The following is a 19,065-nucleotide window of genomic DNA, read 5'->3' on the forward strand; positions in this document are numbered from 1 at the left end:
AGAGTTGGAGAGTCGTGTCGTGTCATCGCTGGAAGAGCGCATCAGGATACTGGAGGACAGGGCAGCGATTCAGGATCTGGTCGCGGGCTACTTCCGTGCGGCCGACGATGATGACTACGCCGCGCTGGCGCAGTGTTTTACCCGATCGGCACGTTTTGAAGCCTCAGGCTTTGAGGATGCGGATGGCCGTGACGGGATCGTCGCGGTCCTGAAGGTGGCGCGCTCCGGCATGGGTCAGACCGTCCATACGCCGCACTATGTGCATATCCGGTTTGACGGACCTGATGCAGCGGATGGGCTCGTCTGCGCCCATCTCGAACTGGGTCTCGGCGCAGCCACCTACTTCGGCGCGGTCCGCTATGTGGACCGTTACGAACGCGAGGATGGCGAATGGCGGCTTGCGGTCCGCGCCATGAGGGTCGTGCACGTGGCACCCTGGTCTGCTGTGGAGGCCTCGTTGACGAGCACGCTCAACGTGCGCTGGCCCGGTGCCGAGCCGCTGGCTTCCGATTTTCCAAGGCGGCGCGATGGTTGATCGGGTGGGCATGGTTTGCTCGGGATTTGCGGGGAGGGGCCGGAATTTCGGGCTCAACCCACTGAATGAAAAAGGAGAGATGTCGTGGATGTAGCAAGCGCCCTGAACCGGATCGTGGAGGAACGCGCGATCGAGCGGATCGTGTTCGATTACGCCTACTACCTCGACATGAACATGCCCGAGAAGATGATCGAGCTGTTCGTCGAAGATTGCGAAGTCAGCTATGCCCCGAATTTCGGCGCGACCGGGATCGAGGCTTATGCCAAAACGCTCGACGGGATCGGCACGTTCTTCCGCGCGACCTCACACCATGTCTCCAACATCGTTATCGACTGGACCAGCGACACCGAGGTCACGCTGCGCGCAGCCGTGCTTGCCATCCACCGCTACACCAAGGAACGCCCCGACGGAATTCTCTATGGCCAATACCATGACGTCATCGTCAAGCGGGACGGGCAGTGGAAATTCAAGCAGCGCATCCTCAAGACCACGATGGCGACGGACTACCACGTGCGCGCTGCTAACCCCATCGGGCGCGCCGAGTAACCACAATGGCGAGCGACTATGCCACGATCCGGATCGAGCACGAGGAAGCGCTCAGCTGGATTGTGCTCGACCGGCCCGAGGCCGCCAATGCCTTGTCGCCGCAGTTGCTCGACGAGTTTGCCGACGCGCTCGGAAGGTTGAAGCACGAGGGCGGTCCGGTGATCGCCATACGCGGCGAGGGCAAGGGGTTCTGCTCCGGAATGGACCTTGGCAGCTATGGTGCAGGGGATAGCGGCCCGGCTGATCCCATGGCTGATCAGGCCCGCCTTCGCGCCAATGTCGAACGCTGGCTGCTGATGTGGGATCATCCCAAGCCGGTGATCGCGGCGGTTCACGGCTTCTGCCTCGCCGCTGCGGCGCAGATGTGCGTGTTCACCGATATCACTGTCGTCGCCGATGATGTGCGGATCGGCGAACCGACTATTCCCATCGGCGGCGGCTTCATCGCGCCGACCTGGGTCAGCCTCGTCGGCCCCAAGCGCGCCAAGGAATTCGCGTTCGTGCCGGGCAACTGGATCGACGGGCCCACCGCCGTGACATGGGGCTGGGCGAACCACTGCGTGCCCGCCGCGCAGCTCATTCCGGCAGTGCGCTCGCTGGCGCAGCGGATCGCCTTGACCCCGCCGGAGGTCCTGCGGCTCAAGAAGCTCTCGATCAACCGCGCCACCGAGGCGGCAGGGTTCAGGCAGGCCTTGTCCGGCATCGCCGAAATCGACGCGCTGCTGCACCTGGCGCCGGCTGTTCTCGAGATCCGGCAGCGCATGAAGGAGCAGGGCCTCAAGGCCGTCATCCAGCAGTTCAAAGTCGCGCCGACGAGCCCGCTCGTCGCGCCGGAGGAGTAAACATGGCAGACGTCGAATTCACGATCGAGGGGCATGTCGCGCATGTCCGCCTCAACCGCCCGCAGGGTCTCAACGCGATCACGCAGGAAATGGACGACCTCCTGCTGGACGCGTGGAACACGATCAACACCGATCCGGATATCTGGTGCGCGATCCTTTCGGCGGAAGGTGAAAAGGGCTTCTGCATCGGGGCTGACGTTTCGGGCGGCGCAGAGCGCAAGACGCGCATGGCGCTGGCTGGCGGGCTGACCGGGATTGGCGGTCCGCTTGTCACGCTCAGGAAGCCGCTGATCGCGGCAGTGCAGGGCTTCTGTGTTGGCGGCGGCTTTGAGCTGGCGATGTGCGCGGATATCATCGTCGCGGCGGAGACTGCCCAGTTCGGTCTGCCCGAAACCAAAGTCGGCATCATCGGCGAATGCGGCGTCGTGCACCGCGCGATGCGGCAATTGCCCCACCATATCGCGATGGCGATGATCCTGACCGGCGAGCGGATCAAGGCCGATGTGGCCGAGCGCTTTGGCCTCGTCAACGAGGTCGTCCCATTTGCCGATCTGGCAGCCACGGCGCAGAAGTGGGCGGACAAGGTCACGGCGGCCTCGCCGCTCGCCAATCAGGCGGCAAAGGCCGCGGCGCTGGGGCGTCTTGGCCATCCGCTCGAAGTGGCGCTGATGACGCGCTTCGAAGAGATCGAGCAATACGCCGAAAGCCACGACAAGCGTGAGGGCGAACTGGCAGGGGCCGAGCGCCGCAAGCCGGTGTGGACTGGGCGCTGACATGACCGGGGAAGGCACAACGGAAGCGGGCGAAACCGACATCCGGGTCGAGATCGATCCGGGCCACTTCCGCTCCGTGCTTGGCAACTATCCCACTGGCGTCTGCGTCATCACTGGAGTGAGCCATGATGGCGAGGCTGCTGGGCTGGTGGTCGGCAGCTTTACTTCGGTTTCGCTCGATCCGCCGCTGGTCGCCTTCTTCCCCGATCGCGGTTCGAGCAGCTGGCCGCTGGTGCGGGCAGGCGGCTATTTCTGCGTCAACGTGCTGGCCGACGACCAGATCGAGCTGTGCCGCCGGTTCGCCTCACGCGGGGGTGACAAGTTCGAAGGTACTGCGCACCGGTTGTCGCGGCGGGGCCTGCCGCTGCTAGACGGTGTCGTGGCGCATATCGAATGCGCCATAGCCGACGAGATCGACGCCGGTGATCACACGATCGTGCTGGGCCGGGTCGAAACTCTGGCGGTCGAGCGCGCTGTCGGGCCCCTCCTGTTCTTCAAGGGTGCGTACGGCCGGTTCGCCGCCGCAGGCTGACGGCCCCGATGTCCGGCAATCTCCAGCACTATTCGCCCAATCCCGCTTACGGAGCCGGGGTATACCGGCGGCGGATCACCTTCAAGCGGAGGGCGAACGGGATCGATGTGGCGCTGCTTGATGATTATCACGACATGGGCGTCGCACTCACGGTCGATGGCCAGGTCATCACCGATGCCGCTGCCCGCATGGACCGTTTTCCGAAGACAAGCTGTCCGGGCGCAATTGATGCTTTGCGCGCGCTGATCGGCCGACCGGTTGCCGTGCTGGCGCTTTCCGCCGCGGAACGCGGCGGGCAATGCACCCATCTTGTCGAACTGGCGCGGCTGGGCCTCTGTCGGCTGGTGCGGAATGAAGGCAGCGGCGTCGTTGAAATTGCCCTCACGGACCGGGATGCAGCGGGCGAGCAGCGGCTTGCGCTGCATCAGGAGGGCAAACCGGCGCTGGCATGGGTCCTGCGGGATGAGACGATTGCCGAGCCGGCGGAGCATCGCGGGAAGGGCCTGTTCGGCGGGTTCATCCGCTGGGTTCACGCGTCTTTTCCGCCCGAAGAGGCAGACCTGTGGCGCATGGCCCAGATGGCGGTGTTCGTTGCGCGTGGGCGGGCTTACATGGTTGACAGCGACAGGCCGCGCCGGGTCGCCGAGGAACCTTCGCGGTTCGGTGCGTGCTTCAGCTACAGCGGCGCGTCGTTTGAAACCGCTTTCGACAACACCGGCTATGTTCGCGATTTCAGCGGCGGACTTCCTCCTATGCGGCACGCCGCCTCCGAACCTGCGAACCAAGGAGCCTGAGATGGCCGCGATAGCCTCCATCGACGAAATCATCGACGAAGCCCGCAATGGCAGGCCCTTCATTCTGGTCGACGCCGACGACCGTGAGAACGAGGGCGATATCATTGTTCCCGCGCAGTTCGCGACGCCGGAACGGATCAACCAGATGGCAATCCATGCCCGCGGCCTGATCTGTCTTGCGATCACGGCGCAGCGCGCCCGGGAACTGGAACTGTCGCCCATGTCGAGCGACAACCGCTCTGGGCATGGAACCGCCTTCACCGTTTCGATCGAAGCGCGCGAAGGGGTGACGACCGGGATATCCGCATTTGACCGGGCCCGCACGATTTCGGTTGCGATCAATGCGCAGTGCGGACCGCGCGATCTGGTCTCGCCCGGGCACGTGTTTCCGCTCACCGCCCGCGATGGCGGTGTATTGGTGCGCGCCGGCCATACCGAAGCCGCGGTTGATATCGCCCGGCTTGCCGGGTTGGTCCCCGCAGGAGTGATCTGCGAGGTGATGAACCCGGACGGGACGATGGCGCGCCTGCCGGACCTTGTTCCTTTCGCGGCCGAGCACGGCATGAAGATCGGTACGATCGCCGATCTCATCGCCTGGCGCCGGCGAACCGAGAAGCTTGTCGAGCGGGTCGCCAGCGGACCGTTCGACAGCCACTACGGCGACAGCTTCACGATCCACGTCTACCGCGATCTGGTCGACCATGGGGAGCATGTGGCGCTGGTGCGCGGTGCGATCACTCCCGAGGAGGACACGCTGGTCCGCGTCCACCAGTTCGACCTGACGGCGGACTTGCTTGGCTACCGCAATGCGCATCCGGACTATGTGCCCGCGGCGCTGCGCCAGCTTGCACAGCACGATGGTCCGGCCGTCGCGGTGTTTGTCCAGGATCCGGACCGCGCGTCCATTTCGCGCCGGGTCCTTGGCGGCCGTGAGGAATACGCGCGGATTTCAAGCGAGCGCGATTATGGGATCGGGGCGCAGATCCTGAAGGACCTTGGCGTCGGGCGGATGGCACTGCTGACTTCGAGCAGCAGGAAGATGGCGGCGCTGGAGGGATTTGGCCTTGAAATCGTCGATCGCAGAGCCATTGCAGGGGGCTGATCCAGTGAACCAATCGACCTTGTCAGCCAAGCGGGAGGTCGATAGGCCTCGGGGCATGGCAACCACGAGCAATATTTCGAAACGGCGGCAATCGGCTCTCGAAGAGGGCAGTAACGATTATCTCGCAAAGCGCGCCGAACTCGTTGAAATTGCTGGCCGGCAATTCAAAACCCACGGGTTCAAGGCAACGACTCTTGCCGAAATCGGCCACAAGGCCGGGCTCGATCGGGCTACTGTCTATTACTACTTCGGTAGCAAGGAGGAGCTGTTTCGCGAATGCCTGAGAGTTGGGGTCGAAGCCAACATCGCGGCTTGCGAAGCAATCTTTGCCGACGATGCGCTGGAACCGAAGGAAAAGCTGCGCGCGGTCATCACGCAGCTCATGTCGGCCTACGACCAGTACTATCCGCATATGTACGTCTACATTCAGGAAGAGATGAGCCGGGTCACCAGCGAAAAAAGCGCCTGGGCGCAGCGGATCGTGGCCAAGACCCGCACGTTCGAGCGGATCGTTCTCAGCCTGATCAGCGAACTCATCAGCAAGGGCGAGATGCGCGATGACATCGCCGTTTCGGTGGCGGCAAATGCCGTGTTCGGCATGCTGAACTGGACCCACCGCTGGTACCAGCCGGGCGGAACCCACTCGGCGCCCGAAATCTCGAACGCCTTCTGCGAGATCTTCTTCAGCGGCATGGAAAAGCGCTGAGCGCCCCGACAGCTAATGGCGTGCGCGCAGGGCCCGTTTATCGACCTTGGTGGCGGACATCGGCCATTCGCCGTCGTTCATGAAGAACACCGCGCGGGGCACCTTGTAGCTCGCGATCCGGCCCTGGCAGAACGCGATGAGTTCCTCTTCGCTGGCGGATTTGCCGGGGCGAAGCTCGACAAAGGCGACGGGAACCTCGTCGAGCCGCGGATCGGGTCGGCCAACCACTTCGGCCAATTTCACCGCCGGGTGGCTGCACAAGTAGGCTTCAACTTCGATCGCCGCGACGTTTTCCCCGCCGACCTTGAGCATGTCCTTGGCGCGGCCGTGAAAGGTCAGCTGTCCGTCCGCAGCGCGCGCATAGAGATCGCCTGTGTGCAGCCAGCCCTCCGCATCGAGCGCTTCGGCCGTCTTTTCCGGCGAGCGGTAATAGCCGTCCATCACACAGTAGCCCCGGACGAGAATCTCGCCCACGACATCGGCTGCGGCCTCCTCGCCGCTTTCGAGCTCGATGATCTTGACCGCAATGCCGGGGACGGGCTTGCCCTGACTGACGGCGCGCTGCTCGGGTGTTTCATCGGGGGCGCAAAGCGCGAAGATCCCGGCGGTTTCGGTCATGCCGCAAGCCTGCATGAATTCGGCCTCGGGAAAGGTCTGCTGGACGCGGTTCACCAGCGCGGGGGGCGCAATCAGCAGGACCTTGCGCCAGGCGGCAAGGCGCCCAGGATCGAACGCGGGATGATCGAGCAGCGGCTGCAGGATGGCAGGGAACCAGGGCCAGGCGACGGAGACATTTTCCCGCTCCATCAGATCGAGCGCGCGCCCGGCATCGAAAAACACGTCGGTGACATAGGTCCCGCCAGTGCCGATCACGCCGATGAACGGGGCGAGCGAGCCGATATGGAACAGCGGGCCGCCGCCCCATGTCACGTCGTGTTCGCGCGCGCGGAACCGACTGCTGGCGCGCTCCACCGGCCCGCGTGACACGGCTTCGTGGCAGAGCAGGCAGCCCTTGGGATTGGCCGTGGTTCCGGACGTGTAGATGATGAAGGCCGTATCACGCAGGCGTGTGGCGCGGCGGGCGGCGTCGACCGCGCTGACGGGCACAGCCTGCGCTGCCGCAACGAAGTCGGCGCGGGAGAGGAAGCCCGCGGGCGCATCGCCTTCGAGCACCACGACACCGCGCAGCAGGGGTGCTTCGGCGAGCGCAAGCGGCGCGCCGGGCGCACTTGTGCCAAGCGAGGGCAGGGCCTCCGCGAGCACAGACCGGAAATCGACAAAGCGCGTGTCGGCCGCCGTTGTCAGGATCAACGCGAGATCGGCGTTCTCGATAATGAAGCCAAGCTCCCGGCTCTTGTGGCGGGCATTGAGCGGTACGGCCACGCAATTGGCCAGCGCGGCTCCGAACAGGGCGGTGACGAGTTCGCGACTGTTGTTGGCGAGAATGCCGACATGCGCGCGCGGGGCCAGGCCCAGCCCGATGATGCCCCGCGCGATCTCGATCGAGGCATCGCGCAGCTCGGCATAAGTCAGGGTCAGGTCTGGCATGACCAGCGCATGCCGGTCAGGATGGCGAGCTGCGCTGCGGATCAGCAGATCCGCCAGTGGCGCAACCTCGGACCACTCGCTGAATATCAAGGCGAAACTCTCCCCGTCATCGCTTGTCGCAGCCATGAATGAAGCGCACGAGCGCGTCTGTCAACGCCAATGTTGATTGACGTCAGGCCAGTTCGAAGCCTTCGTAATCGTGGTAAGCCACCTGTTCGCACCGTTTGCGATATTCGGGGCCGCCGCCGACATGGACAAGCGTGCGGCGCACCACCGATCCATCAGGTTTCGTCGTCGTCTTGACCCACCAGGCATTGGCCTCGGCAAGCAGGGTGCGCGAGAAATCGCGGTAGATCGATTCCGTCCATTCGTCCTCGGCTGCCTGCGAAGGTTCGGCAAAGCTGAGGCCCTTGGCCGTAAGGTAGACCAGCATCTGTGTGACCCATTCGGCCTGCAACCCGCCGCACACGCCGACGTTGCAGAAGGCTGATCCGTTGTGCGGCCCCACCAGCGTATAGAAGTTCGGAAAGCCGCGCGCTTGAAGGCCCAGGAATGTTGTCGGGCCATCAGCCCAAGCGTCCTTCAAGCGCTTGCCCTGCTTGCCGCGGATATTGATCCGGTCGAGTGAACCGGTCACCGCATCGAAGCCGGTCGCAAAGATGATCACGTCGAGTTCGTAAAATGCGTCGGCCGTGCGGATTCCTCTCGCGGTAATTTCCACGATCGGGGCCTCGCGGATATCGACGAGGTGGACGGTGTCCTTGTTGTAGGCCTCGTAGTAGTTGGTCTCCATGGGCACGCGCTTGCCGCCAAAGGGGTGATCGGTCGGGATCAGCTTCTCGGCAATGCCTTGGTCCCTCACTCGCTGCCGGATCTTGCCTGCGACGAAATCGGCGAGGAACTTGTTCGAGTCCTTGTTGACCAGCAGATCGCGGAAGCCGCTCAGCCAGATGCCGTAGCCGGGCTGGTTGTAGAGATCCTCGAAGAAGGCTTCGCGCTCTTCGGCAGGGACGTCGATCGCCTTGCGATGATCGCGGTGATAGGGGAACGCCGTGTCGGTGACCTTCACGTATTCCAGAATGTTGGGGTAGCGCTTGCGGATGACGGCCATCTCGTCCTTGCTGATGGGCGTGTTGCCCAGCGGCGTGCACCAATTGGGCGAGCGCTGGAAGACGAATAATTCGCCTGCGCTTTCCGCAACAATCGGGATGATCTGAACCCCGGTCGCGCCGGTGCCGATGATCCCGACGCGCTTGCCGGCAAAATCGATGTCGCGCGGAAGGCCGTCCGCATCGACCGGCCAGCGCGACGAGTGGAAGGACTCGCCCTGGAACGCGTCGATGCCCTTGATGTCCGGCATTCTCGTGGCTGATAGCGGGCCCGTTGCCGAAATCAGATGGCGGCAAGTTAGCACGTCGCCACTATCGAGCGTGACCTGCCAGACATTGCCCGCATCCTGATAATGCGCGGCGACGACCTTGGTGTTGAACCGGTAGAGCTTGCGGACGTCCATGGCGTCAGCCGCACAGTTGGCGTAGCGCAGCATTTCCGGTTGCGAGGCGAAGCGCTCCTGCCATTCCCAATCCGGAATGATGCCCTTGAGCGCGAAATAGCCATAGGCATAGCTTTCGGTATCGAGCCGGCACCCGGGGTAGCGGTTCCAGTACCACGTGCCGCCGACATCAGCACCCGCTTCGATCCCGCACACGGAGAGGCCGCTCTGGTCGAGCAGATGAGTCTGGTACATTCCGGTCACACCGGCGCCAATCACGACGGCATCGAAATCGGGCACGAGTTCGCCAGTTATCATGAGGCACCTTCCGGTTCTTGCCGCCGGGCCACGCCGCCGGATCAACAATATACTCATAGGAATATATATATTCTGTCAAGAATATTCTGAGCGGAAAGGCGCAAGTCACGTGCGTGCGGCGAGGGCCGCACTGCCTTCAGGAAAGGCGAAACGACTGATAATCAGGGAGTAAAGGCCAGATCAGGCTGCCAATTGGCGTTGCAACGAGGCGGCTGGTTCAGGCGGGGCCGTCCATGACGTAAGCTTCGGGATCGCGCACCCCGACGGTTCTGAGCGCGAGGCGGGCCAGTTCCTGCGCCACGGATTCGGCATCCCAGCGCCCCTCGGGCGTAAACCACGTGAAGGCCCACGAAGCCATGCCGCCAAGCGCTGACGCCGCCAGCGAGGGATCGGCAATCTCGAACTGGCCGCTCAGCGAACCTTCCTTGAGCAGCGCGCGCAGCATCCGGTGAAAGTGCTGCTTCGAGGCGTCGATGGTGACGGCCTCTTCGGCCGGAAGGCTCTTGGCCTCCCGGAAATAGAGCGCGACTTCGCGGCGATGCTCGATCTGGAGCCGGACGAAATAGCGAATGATCTGCGCGAGGCGGGTAGCCGGCTCCCCCGCCAACGTGGCGCTGAACGCAACCGTTTCATCGGCGGCAGTCGCACCGGCCTTGCACACATGGACCAGCAGTTCGGCCTTGCTGCGAAAGCGCGAGTAGATGAACTGCTTCGTGACACCGAGCCCTTCGGCAATCGATTCCAGCGACGTCGCTTCATAGCCCTTCTCGAAGAACTGCCGCACGGCCTCTTCGAGAATGCGTCTGCGTTTGACCTCGTCAATCTCCGCCTTGATCGGGTTGATCTCAATAGGGACAGTTTGGTTCTTGCCCGGCATCGTGCTCATCGCTGGTGCTTATGCTGGCGCAGCTTACTCCCGAGCCATGCAATGACACGGGCTACGCCTCGGCAATCACTGCCGGGGATGTTGCTCAGGGTCAAACTATAAGGGTAGCCATCACGCGCCTGCCGGATTCGCGCGGTTCCCGGGGTATCGGGCAAGTTCCATCCTATCCCGCATCCCGCCGTATCCCGGGTCGACTGACATCCTCCATTCAGTCATTGCCCAGAGGGACCCATCACAAAGTCGCTCGCGGCATAGTGCCGATACCGAATATTCTCCGACAGAGCGAGTTCGCAATCCGGCGGGATTACTTTGCATCTGCCAGCCTGCTGGAAGCCGGTATCTAGGCCCAACTCTCTGGGGCATGGCCAAGGGACATTTTTGGGGCCGAACCAAGCTACGAAGTTTCAGCTCCAGTAACGGTCCTTGATCAGCCGCTTGTAGAGCTTCCCGTTGTCGAGCCGGGGCAGGGCATGATCGAAATCAACCGAGCGCGGGCACTTCACATGCGCGAGCCGGGCCTTGCAAAACGCGATCAGTTCAGCCGCGAATTCGGGGGTGGCGGCGGCTGGGTCGAGCGGCTGAACCACGGCTTTCACTTCCTCCCCGAAATCCGCATTGGGCACGCCGATCACGGCGGCATCGGCCACGCGCGGATGGGTGATGAGCAAGTTTTCGACCTCCTGCGGGTAGATGTTCACGCCGCCGGAAATGATCATGTAGCTCTTGCGGTCGGTCAGGAAGAGGTAGCCGTCCGCGTCGAGAAAGCCGACATCGCCGAGGGTGGACCAGGCCGGATGCAGCGGGTTGCGGCTGTCGCGCGTCTTGTCCGGATCGCCGAGGTACTGGAAGTCCCAGCCGCCCTCGAAATAGACCACACCCTGTTCGCCGGCGGGCAGTTCCTCTCCGGCATCGTTGCAGATGTGGACCACGCCCCAGCTGGCCTTGCCGACCGAGCCGGGCTTCCTCAGCCATTCTTCCGGGGTGATCCGGGTCGAGCCGTTGCCTTCCGATCCGCCGTAATATTCGTGGATGATCGGCCCCAACCACGCCATCATAGCCCGCTTGATCTCCACCGGGCAGGGCGCGGCGGCGTGGACGACCACTTTGAGCGAGCCAAGTTCGTAGCGCGCGCGTACCTCGTCCGGCAGTTTGAGCAGGCGCACGAACATGGTCGGCACCATCTGCGTGGCGGTGACCTTGAAGCGCTCGATCGCGGCGAGTGCGGCTTCGGGATCGAACTTCGGCATCACCACCACTGTCCCGCCAAGCCGGTGGCAGCTGGTCGTATAGGCCAGTGGTGCAGTATGATAGAGCGGCGCGGGCGACAGATAGATTGTGTGCGGACCTGTGCCATAGGCGGCGGCGGAAAGCTCCGCGAGCATGTGGCTGGCGGTCACCTCGCCCTGCGGCAGTGGCAGGCGGATGCCTTTGGGCCGGCCGGTGGTGCCGCTTGAATAGACCATGTGGAAGCCGGGTGCCTCGTCGGCGATCGGCCCGGACGGCTGCGCGACGAGTGCTTCGCGCCATTGCGCGAGCGTCAGCACAGTGACGCCTTCACGCGCGGGCAGTTCTGCTAGGCCGCCAATCTCGGACGAGACCACCAGCAGCCGCGAGCCGGAGTTTTCGACGATGTAGTCCGCCTCGCCTGCGGTGAGCCCGGTGGCGATGGGCGTGATATAGAGCCCGGCGCGCTGCCCGGCCCAATAGACTTCGAACACTTCCGGGCAATTCGGCAGCCAGTAGGCGATCGTATCGCCGCGCTTGATCCCGAGCGAGCGCAACAGCTGCGCGCCGCGATTTGCGCGGTCCTCAAGCTCGCCATACGTGAGCCCGGCGGAGCCGTCGCTCATCAGCACCGCTGTCTTGGCCGGATCGGCGAGGGCGTGCAGGCGGGGGTGGGTCATCGCCGTGCGCCCTTCAACGCAGCGTGTATTTCTTGGCCTTGTCCGCCATCAGCGCCGCGCGGTCGACTTGCGGCACGCCGACCGGATTGCCGATCTGCGGGAACTTGAGCGCGTTCGCCAGCGCGACCGAGCGCGGCAGGTCGAGGCTTGTCCAGATCGCCTTGATGCTGCCCTGGATCGCGGCGGGGGGCTTGGCTGCAATCTGCAGTGCCAGTTCGTGCGCCCGGCTCCACAGCGCATCGAGCGGGACCACTTCGCTGACGAGACCGATGGACTTGGCATATTCCGCGCTCATACGTTCATCATTGCCGAGCAGGACCATGCGCAGCACATCGGCGAGCGGCATCTTGTAGGTCATGCCGATCGGCTCGAGCGCGCTGGTCATCCCGTAAGTCACGTGGGGATCAAAGAAGGTTGCTTCTTCGGACGCGATGATGATGTCCGCCTCGTTCAGCCAGTAGAACGCGCCGCCCGCCGCCATGCCATGCACCGCCGCGATCATCGGCTTCCAGCACTTGCGTGATTTGGGGCCGAGCAGATCGCCCGGATCCTCGCAATGCCAGATGTTGTCGAGATCGACCGCGGGCCGCTGGTCGCCGCCCGCGACGGCGCCTTTCACATCGACCCCGGTGCAGAAGGCCCGGCCCGGCGCCGCGCGCAGAACGCTGACATGGATATCGTCGTTCCACGAAACTTCGTGCCAGACATGGGCAAATTCGTCCATCATCTGCCGGTTGAAGCTGTTCATGGCCTCGGGCCGGTTGATCGTGATCGTGGCGACGTGATCGGCCACTTCGAACAGGATGGTTTCGTAGCGCACGCTTGACTCTCCCGCCTGAGGCGTGTGATTGGCTGGTATGTGACCTAGTTATATAACTGAGAGGACCGATGGCAAGCGCAATCCCCTCTGACCTCAGGCAACAGGTAGAGCAAGGCACGGGCTGTGTCATTGCCGCCGAAGTTGCGCGGGGCGGCGGCGGCGCATCGCGGCAGGGGGCGGAAGTGACCCTCCGGGCAGCCGATGGCGGCGAACACCGCTGCTATCTGGCGTGGGATGCGCGTGCGGGCGATCCCTCGCGGCTGCCGTTCTTCGCGCGCGAGACCGCCATCCTGCGGGCGCTTTCGGGGCCGTTTGCAGCAAGCGGCATCAAGGCTGCGCCACTGATCGGGAGCTATCCTTCGCACCTCGCTTTGCTGAGCGTGTTCGTTCCGGGCAATGACCGCTTTGCGATGGCCGAGGACAAGGCAGCGTTGGCCGCCGATTTCGTGGGGCAACTCGCGGCGCTTCACCGGCTGAATGCTGCGGACCCTGCCTTCGCCGAACTGGGCGATGCGAGCGAGCCGCCCTCGCAGAGCATCACTGCGAACCTTGCGCAGTGGCGGGAGACGAATCTGGCTTCAGGAGCCGATCCGATTCTGCAGATCGCGCTCGACTGGCTGGTGCACCATGTGCCCGAAGATCGCGGCCCGGCGGTGGTGCTGCACGGGGATGCGGGGCCGGGCAACTTCCTGTTCGATGGCAACCGCGTGGCGGCGCTGATCGATTGGGAACTCACGCATCTCGGCGATCCGGCAGAGGATCTCGCGCAGATCTGGGTGCGCAGCCTGATCCAGCCTTTCGTGCCGATGCGCGATGTTCTTGAAGCCTATGCCGAGGCAAGTGGGTCTGTGCCCGATCTGGCCCGGATCAAGTATCATCGCCTCTATTTCCAGCTGAGCTTCAGCGTTGCCGGGGCAGCCGCTGCGGCGGCGCCGGGCTCGCTTGCCGGCGCGAGCGGAACCGGACTGCTCTACGGCACGATGCACCGGCGCGTCATCGTGCGCGCGGTGGCCGAACTGGCCGGGATCACGCTGACTGATCCGCCCGTGCCGCAGATCGAGCCCGACTGGACTGATCGCTATTTCGCCGCCGCGCTTGAAGACCTCAAGGCCGATATTGTCCCTGCCGCAGCCAACCAGCGCGCAGCGGCCAAGGCCAAGGATCTCGCGCGGATGGTCAAGTTCTGGCGCCGCCGCGCGAGCCACGGTGCGGCGTTCGACGCAGCCGAACTTGGCGAGATTCAGGCGCTGCTGCCCGGTGCGCCAAACAGTCTCGCCGCAGCCCGCACCGAGCTGGGCGAAGCGATTGCGGCAGGCAGGGCCGAATTCGCCGCGGCCCTGCAACTGTGTCACAACCGCGCCGTGCGCGAGACTTTCGTCATGGCGGACGCTTTGGGTGCACTCGCCTCCACCTGGTATGAGGATATCGGCTGAATGGACTTCGACCTTTCCGACGAACAGAAGATGCTGGCCGATCAGGCTCGCGGCCTGCTGGCCGAGCGCACCCCGTATGACCGGCTGCGCAAGTTGATCGACAGTGGGGCCGAATGGGATGAGCCGCTGTGGCGCGAGCTTGGCGAGATGGGCTTTCTGGGCGCCAATATTCCGCAGGAATTCGGAGGGCTGGGCATGGCGGAGCTCGATCTTGGCGTGATCGCGCAAGAACTGGGCCGGGCCAATGCGGCTGTTCCGTTCTTCTCCTCGATCGTGCTTGCAGCCGATGCGATCCGGCTCGCCGGGAGTGCCGCGCAGAAGGCCGAATGGCTACCCCGCCTCGCGAGCGGTGAAGTGATCGCCTGCTTTGCCAGCGCGGAAGGACCGGGGCCGCTGCTGGGGCAGGGGACCCGACTGACGGATGGCAAGCTCAGCGGCGCCAAGCATCCGGTCGCCGATGCCGGGATCGCGACGCTCGCCGTCGTGCAGGTCGGCGATGGGCTTGCTCTCGTGAAGCTTGATCAACCCGGCGTCACGCGTACCCGGCTCGACAGCTTCGATCAGCTGCGCGCGCACTACCGGATCGACTTTGCCGATGCCTCCGCCGAGCCCATGCCCGGCGCCGGCGTGCTTGCCACTTTGCTTGACCGGGCAGCGGTGCAGGCAGCCTTTGAGGCGGTGGGCGGATCGGAAGCCTGCCTTGCCATGGGGTGCGACTACACGATGGGACGCACGATGTTCGGCCGTCCGCTCGCCGGCTATCAGGCGATCAAGCACAAGCTGGCGGATGTCGCGGTGGCGATCGAGCTCGCGAAGTCCAACGCCTATTTCGCCGGCTGGGCGGCGGAATGCTCGGCCGATGATCTGCCGGGGGCAGCGGCCTCAGCACGGCTCACCGCGATCAAGGCCTTTGAAATGGCGGCGCGCGAGAACCTGCAAGTCCACGGCGGGATCGGCTACACGTTTGAGGCCAACTGCCACTTCTATTACCGGCGCGAACGCCTGCTGGCGGTGATCGTTGGCGGCCGGGGTTACTGGGCGGACCGCCTCCTCAACGCGCAGCCCGGCGCGCAAGGACAACCCCATTCGACCGGAAAGGCGGCCTGAGATGGACTTCAATGATACCCCCGCTGAAGCGGCGTTCCGCGCCGAAGCGCGAAGCTGGCTTGCCGCGCACGCCCCGGCGCACGAACTGACGCCCGGGCTCAAGATCCCCGATACCGAGGAAGCCGACCGGGGCCGCGCGTGGATGCGCGAGTTGTTCGACGGCGGCTGGTCGGGCCTGACGTTTCCCAAAGCGCTCGGCGGGCGCGGGCTGAGCGGGATCGACGCAGTGATCTTTTCCGAGGAGGAATCGCGCTACAATCTGCCCAAGGGCCCGTTTACCGCGATCGGCACCGGCATGGCGCTGCCGGTGATTGCAAAACACGGCAGCGAAGCCCAGCGCGCGCAGTTCATCGAGCCCACGCTCAAGGGCGATCTGACGTGGTGCCAGCTGTTCTCCGAGCCCTCTGCCGGGTCAGACCTTGCCAACCTCCGTACCAAGGCCGTGCGCGCCGAAGATGGTTCGGGTGACTGGATCGTCAATGGCCAGAAAGTCTGGTCGAGCTGGGCGCACCTCACCGACTGGGGGATTCTGGTCGTCCGCACCGATCCCACTGTGCCCAAGCACAAGGGGCTCACCTTCTTCATCGTCGACATGAAGACGCCCGGCATCGAGACCCGCCCGATACGGCAGATTTCGGGGATGAGCGAGTTCAACGAGACGTTCCTCACCGACGTGCGCATTCCCGATGCGAACCGGATCGGCGCGATCGGCGAGGGCTGGGCCTGCTGCATGACAGTGCTGATGGGCGAGCGCCTCGGATCCGGCGCGCACCGCAGCGGGGTCGAGCCGCTGATCGCCATGGCCGCCCGCACGCCTGCGCAGGATGGCTCAACAATGCTGGATGATCGCGCCGTCCGCCTTGCGCTGGCCGATGCACTGGCGGAAGAGCAGGGCGAACGGTTTTTCCAGGCGCGGCTCAGGACCATGGTTTCCAAGGGTGAGAACCCCGGCGCGCTCGCGGGCATGATCAAGCTGGCCTATGCCGGGCGGCAGCAGAAGGCGCTGGGGCTTGGCATGGAGCTGCGCGGGCTGGATGCCATCGCCGCCGATCCGGCGGACAGCGCGACGGCCGACTTGCAATACGACTATATCTATTCGACGGTGATGCGCATCGCAGGCGGCGCGGATGAAGTGCTGCGCAACCAGATCGCAGAGCGCGTGCTGGGCATGCCGGGAGAGGTGCGCATGGACAAGGACGTCCCGTTCGAGCAGCTGAAATGAGCATGACCTACAAGCGCCTCGGCCAGACGGGCCTCAAGGTTTCGCGGCTCTGCCTTGGCTGCATGAGCTTTGGCGAACCGGGCAAGGGCGCGCACCCCTGGGTGCTCGATGAGGATGCCAGCCGTGCGATCATCCGGCGGGCGATCGAAGGGGGGATCAATTTCTTCGATACGGCCAATGTCTATGCCGAGGGCGCGTCCGAGGAGATTACCGGTCGTGCTCTCAAGGACATGGCCCGCCGCGACGAGGTGGTGATCGCGACCAAGGCCTTTGGTCCTTGGGGCAAGGGCCCCAATCAGGGCGGGCTATCGCGCAAGGCGCTTATGCAGGCAGTGGACGACAGCTTGCGGCGGCTCGGCATGGACTGGATCGATCTCTATCAGATCCACCGGTGGGACAGTGAAACGCCGATCGAGGAGACGCTGGAGGCGCTCAGCGATATCGTGAAGGCGGGCAAGGTGCGCTATATCGGCGCATCATCGATGCATGCGTGGCAGTTCCAGAAGGCACTGCTGCTCTCCGAGCGCAATGGCTGGGCGCGCTTTGTTTCGATGCAAAACCATCTCAACCTCATCTACCGCGAGGAAGAGCGCGAGATGCTGCCCTTATGCCGCGATGCCGGCATCGGTGTGATCCCGTGGAGTCCGCTGGCGCGCGGCCGACTGACCCGGTCGTGGGGCGAAATGACCGAGCGTTCGGGCAGCGACCGGTTCGGCTCGATGCTCTATGCACGCACCGAGGAGAGCGACCGGCAGGTCGTCGAGGCGGTTGCCACTGTCGCTGCGGCGCGCGGGGCTCCAATGGCGCAGGTCGCACTGGCCTGGGTGCTTGCAAAGCCGGAAGTGACGGCACCGATCGTCGGGGTGACCAAGCTTGCGCAGCTTGAGGACGCGCTGGCAGCGCTCGATCTCACCTTGAGCGCTGACGAGTTGAGTGCGCTCGAAGCGCCCTACGTGCCGCACCCGGTGCTCGGGCACGTCTAGCGCATCAGGCGGCTTTCCGGCGTGCTTTCGCGGCTTCGGTAAGCGGTCCGACCAGATCCTTCTTGAGGATCTTGCCGTTTGGGTTGAGCGGCATGTCGCCAAGCACCAGCAGGGTGCGCGGAACCTTGTTGTCGGCGAGATGCTCACGGCAGAACGCGATGATTTCATCCGGCGTGGCGCTCTGGCCCGGGCGCAAGGTCACGGCGGCGGCGATATCCTCGCCCAGCACCTCGTGCTCGACCCCGACCACGGCAGCCTGCTGCACCGCCGGGTGCAGATGGAGCGCGGTCTCGATTTCCAGCGGTGTGATGTTGTAGCCGCCGCGGATGATCAGTTCCTTGGAACGGCCGGCCATGATGAGATCGCCGTCCTCGTCGACGTAGCCAAGATCGCCGGTCTTGGTCCAGCCGCCGATGAAACTTGCGGCGGTGGCTTCGGGGTCGTTCCAGTAGCGCCGCGGATGCTTCTGGAAACCGTAGATTTCGCCCACGACTCCGGGCTCGGTGATCACTGCGCCCGCTTCATCGCGCAGCTGCATGTGTTCGGGCAGCTTGCCAACGCAGCCGGGCTTGAGCACTTGCTCCTTGGTCGTCGTGCCGATGCCGATGCCGCCTTCGGACATGCCGTAGCTGTTGCGCATCCGCACGTGCGGCCAAAGCTCGAGCGCGCGTTTCACCGAATCGTGCGGCAGCGGCGCGGTGCCTGTCATGAGGTATTTCACCCCGGCGAAATCGTAGTCCCGCACATCGGGATGATCGAGGATCAGCCGCAGCATCGAGGGGACCAGATAGACCAGATCGGGCTTCTTCTCCCGGACCAGTTCGAGGAAGCCCTTGGGATCGAACTTCGGCTGGGTGATCGCGGTTGCGCCGCCGCGCGCGGGCAGCATGACTATGCCGAGGTTCCCGCCCGACCCGGTCAGCGGCAGAGCATTAAGCGTCGAGCGTGAACGGTCCATGTTGGTGCCGGTCACACCCTTCATCAGATCGGGGTGCGAGACGACCACGCCCTTTATCTTGCCGGTGGTGCCGCTGGTGCCGAGGATTTCTGCATCGGAGTTCGGGTCCAGCATGCTCTGATCGGGCAGCGCGGCGAGCTTGCGGGGCATAGCATCGACCGTCCAGCAGCCGTCGAGCTCAAGGCCCGCCACCACCTCCGGCACGTCGGTAATGCACCAGCGCGGGGTGGTCAGCGCGGCGAACTCGGCGATCTCCTTGGCGTTGAGCCGCGTGTTGATCGGGCATGCGATCCCGCCGGCACGGAACACGGCGAACACCGCGATCGCCATTTCGACCGCGTGGGCATTGCTGATCGGAAGAAATACGCGGTCTCCGGGTTCAAGCCCGGCTGCGGCCAGTCCGCCCCCGATTGCGTCGGCCTCGCTGTCCCATTCGGCATAGGTAATGGTGCGATTGATACCGTCGTGCGCGATCTCATCGCGCTGGTGCTGTGCCCGCACCTTGAGCGCATCACTGATCCGCCGCACCTCAACCATCCTGAAATCCCTTGCCTGTCGTCAGAG

At 64.3% G+C, this 19,065-nt stretch carries 18 protein-coding genes; 12 read left to right on the top strand and 6 right to left on the bottom strand.

Features of this window, described 5'->3' with window-relative positions; genetic code table 11:
• Nucleotides 1-19: 19 nt before the first annotated feature.
• From ACO06X_RS18380 to ACO06X_RS18415, 8 genes are all read left to right on the top strand, one after another.
• Nucleotides 20-535 carry a nuclear transport factor 2 family protein gene (locus ACO06X_RS18380; RefSeq protein WP_421837587.1) on the top strand — a complete coding sequence of 172 codons (516 nt, stop codon included), beginning with the start codon at nt 20-22 and terminating at the stop codon, nt 533-535.
• Between the two features lie 84 nt (nt 536-619).
• Nucleotides 620-1,081, top strand: coding sequence for a nuclear transport factor 2 family protein (locus tag ACO06X_RS18385; protein WP_421837588.1), 462 nt, complete (start codon nt 620-622; stop codon nt 1,079-1,081).
• A gap of 5 nt (nt 1,082-1,086) precedes the next feature.
• Nucleotides 1,087-1,923, top strand: coding sequence for an enoyl-CoA hydratase-related protein (locus tag ACO06X_RS18390; RefSeq protein ID WP_072383630.1), 837 nt, complete (start codon nt 1,087-1,089; stop codon nt 1,921-1,923).
• Between the two features lie 2 nt (nt 1,924-1,925).
• Complete coding sequence (locus tag ACO06X_RS18395) at nt 1,926-2,696, top strand: enoyl-CoA hydratase-related protein (protein ID WP_421837589.1); 771 nt, start codon at nt 1,926-1,928, stop codon at nt 2,694-2,696.
• A gap of 1 nt (nt 2,697) precedes the next feature.
• Nucleotides 2,698-3,228, top strand: coding sequence for a flavin reductase family protein (locus ACO06X_RS18400; protein ID WP_421837590.1), 531 nt, complete (start codon nt 2,698-2,700; stop codon nt 3,226-3,228).
• Between the two features lie 8 nt (nt 3,229-3,236).
• A complete protein-coding gene (locus ACO06X_RS18405) occupies nt 3,237-4,022 on the top strand; it encodes a DUF2889 domain-containing protein (protein WP_421837591.1) in 786 nt (261 codons plus the stop codon).
• Between the two features lies 1 nt (nt 4,023).
• Nucleotides 4,024-5,124 (top strand): 3,4-dihydroxy-2-butanone-4-phosphate synthase, encoded by a 1,101-nt coding sequence (ribB, locus tag ACO06X_RS18410; RefSeq protein ID WP_421837592.1) that lies wholly within the window; start codon nt 4,024-4,026, stop codon nt 5,122-5,124.
• Between the two features lie 55 nt (nt 5,125-5,179).
• Nucleotides 5,180-5,830: a TetR/AcrR family transcriptional regulator gene (locus tag ACO06X_RS18415; protein ID WP_421837593.1), complete on the top strand. Its 651-nt coding sequence runs from the start codon at nt 5,180-5,182 to the stop codon at nt 5,828-5,830.
• Nucleotides 5,831-5,842: 12 nt separating this feature from the next.
• Here ACO06X_RS18415 and ACO06X_RS18420 read toward each other — a convergent pair whose 3' ends face one another.
• The 5 genes from ACO06X_RS18420 to ACO06X_RS18440 form a co-directional block, all read right to left on the bottom strand.
• Nucleotides 5,843-7,504, bottom strand: coding sequence for a class I adenylate-forming enzyme family protein (locus ACO06X_RS18420; RefSeq protein ID WP_421837594.1), 1,662 nt, complete (start codon nt 7,502-7,504; stop codon nt 5,843-5,845).
• Between the two features lie 46 nt (nt 7,505-7,550).
• On the bottom strand, nt 7,551-9,188 hold the full coding sequence (locus ACO06X_RS18425) for a flavin-containing monooxygenase (RefSeq protein WP_421837595.1): 1,638 nt from the start codon (nt 9,186-9,188) through the stop codon (nt 7,551-7,553).
• 217 nt (nt 9,189-9,405) lie between these two features.
• On the bottom strand, nt 9,406-10,074 hold the full coding sequence (locus tag ACO06X_RS18430) for a TetR/AcrR family transcriptional regulator (RefSeq protein ID WP_421837596.1): 669 nt from the start codon (nt 10,072-10,074) through the stop codon (nt 9,406-9,408).
• 404 nt (nt 10,075-10,478) lie between these two features.
• A complete protein-coding gene (locus tag ACO06X_RS18435) occupies nt 10,479-11,978 on the bottom strand; it encodes an acyl-CoA synthetase (RefSeq protein WP_421837597.1) in 1,500 nt (499 codons plus the stop codon).
• A 13-nt stretch (nt 11,979-11,991) separates the two neighbouring features.
• Nucleotides 11,992-12,798 (bottom strand): enoyl-CoA hydratase/isomerase family protein, encoded by an 807-nt coding sequence (locus ACO06X_RS18440; protein WP_072383610.1) that lies wholly within the window; start codon nt 12,796-12,798, stop codon nt 11,992-11,994.
• Nucleotides 12,799-12,866: 68 nt separating this feature from the next.
• Here ACO06X_RS18440 and ACO06X_RS18445 point away from each other — a divergent pair, with 68 nt between their 5' ends.
• Genes ACO06X_RS18445 through ACO06X_RS18460 form a run of 4 tightly spaced genes read left to right on the top strand, consistent with a single transcriptional unit; the run spans nt 12,867 to nt 17,543 of the window.
• Nucleotides 12,867-14,231: a phosphotransferase family protein gene (locus ACO06X_RS18445; RefSeq protein ID WP_421837598.1), complete on the top strand. Its 1,365-nt coding sequence runs from the start codon at nt 12,867-12,869 to the stop codon at nt 14,229-14,231.
• A complete protein-coding gene (locus tag ACO06X_RS18450; RefSeq protein WP_421837599.1) occupies nt 14,232-15,338 on the top strand; it encodes an acyl-CoA dehydrogenase family protein in 1,107 nt (368 codons plus the stop codon).
• A gap of 1 nt (nt 15,339) precedes the next feature.
• A complete protein-coding gene (locus ACO06X_RS18455; protein WP_421837600.1) occupies nt 15,340-16,560 on the top strand; it encodes an acyl-CoA dehydrogenase family protein in 1,221 nt (406 codons plus the stop codon).
• 2 nt (nt 16,561-16,562) lie between these two features.
• Nucleotides 16,563-17,543, top strand: a complete 981-nt coding sequence (locus ACO06X_RS18460) for an aldo/keto reductase (RefSeq protein ID WP_421837601.1) — start codon at nt 16,563-16,565, stop codon at nt 17,541-17,543.
• Nucleotides 17,544-17,547: 4 nt separating this feature from the next.
• Here the strand turns inward: ACO06X_RS18460 and ACO06X_RS18465 are convergent, their stop codons facing one another.
• A complete protein-coding gene (locus tag ACO06X_RS18465; RefSeq protein ID WP_421837602.1) occupies nt 17,548-19,038 on the bottom strand; it encodes a class I adenylate-forming enzyme family protein in 1,491 nt (496 codons plus the stop codon).
• Between the last annotated feature and the right edge of the window lie 27 nt (nt 19,039-19,065).

The organism is Novosphingobium sp., from assembly GCF_965229225.1.
GTDB lineage: Bacteria > Pseudomonadota > Alphaproteobacteria > Sphingomonadales > Sphingomonadaceae > Novosphingobium.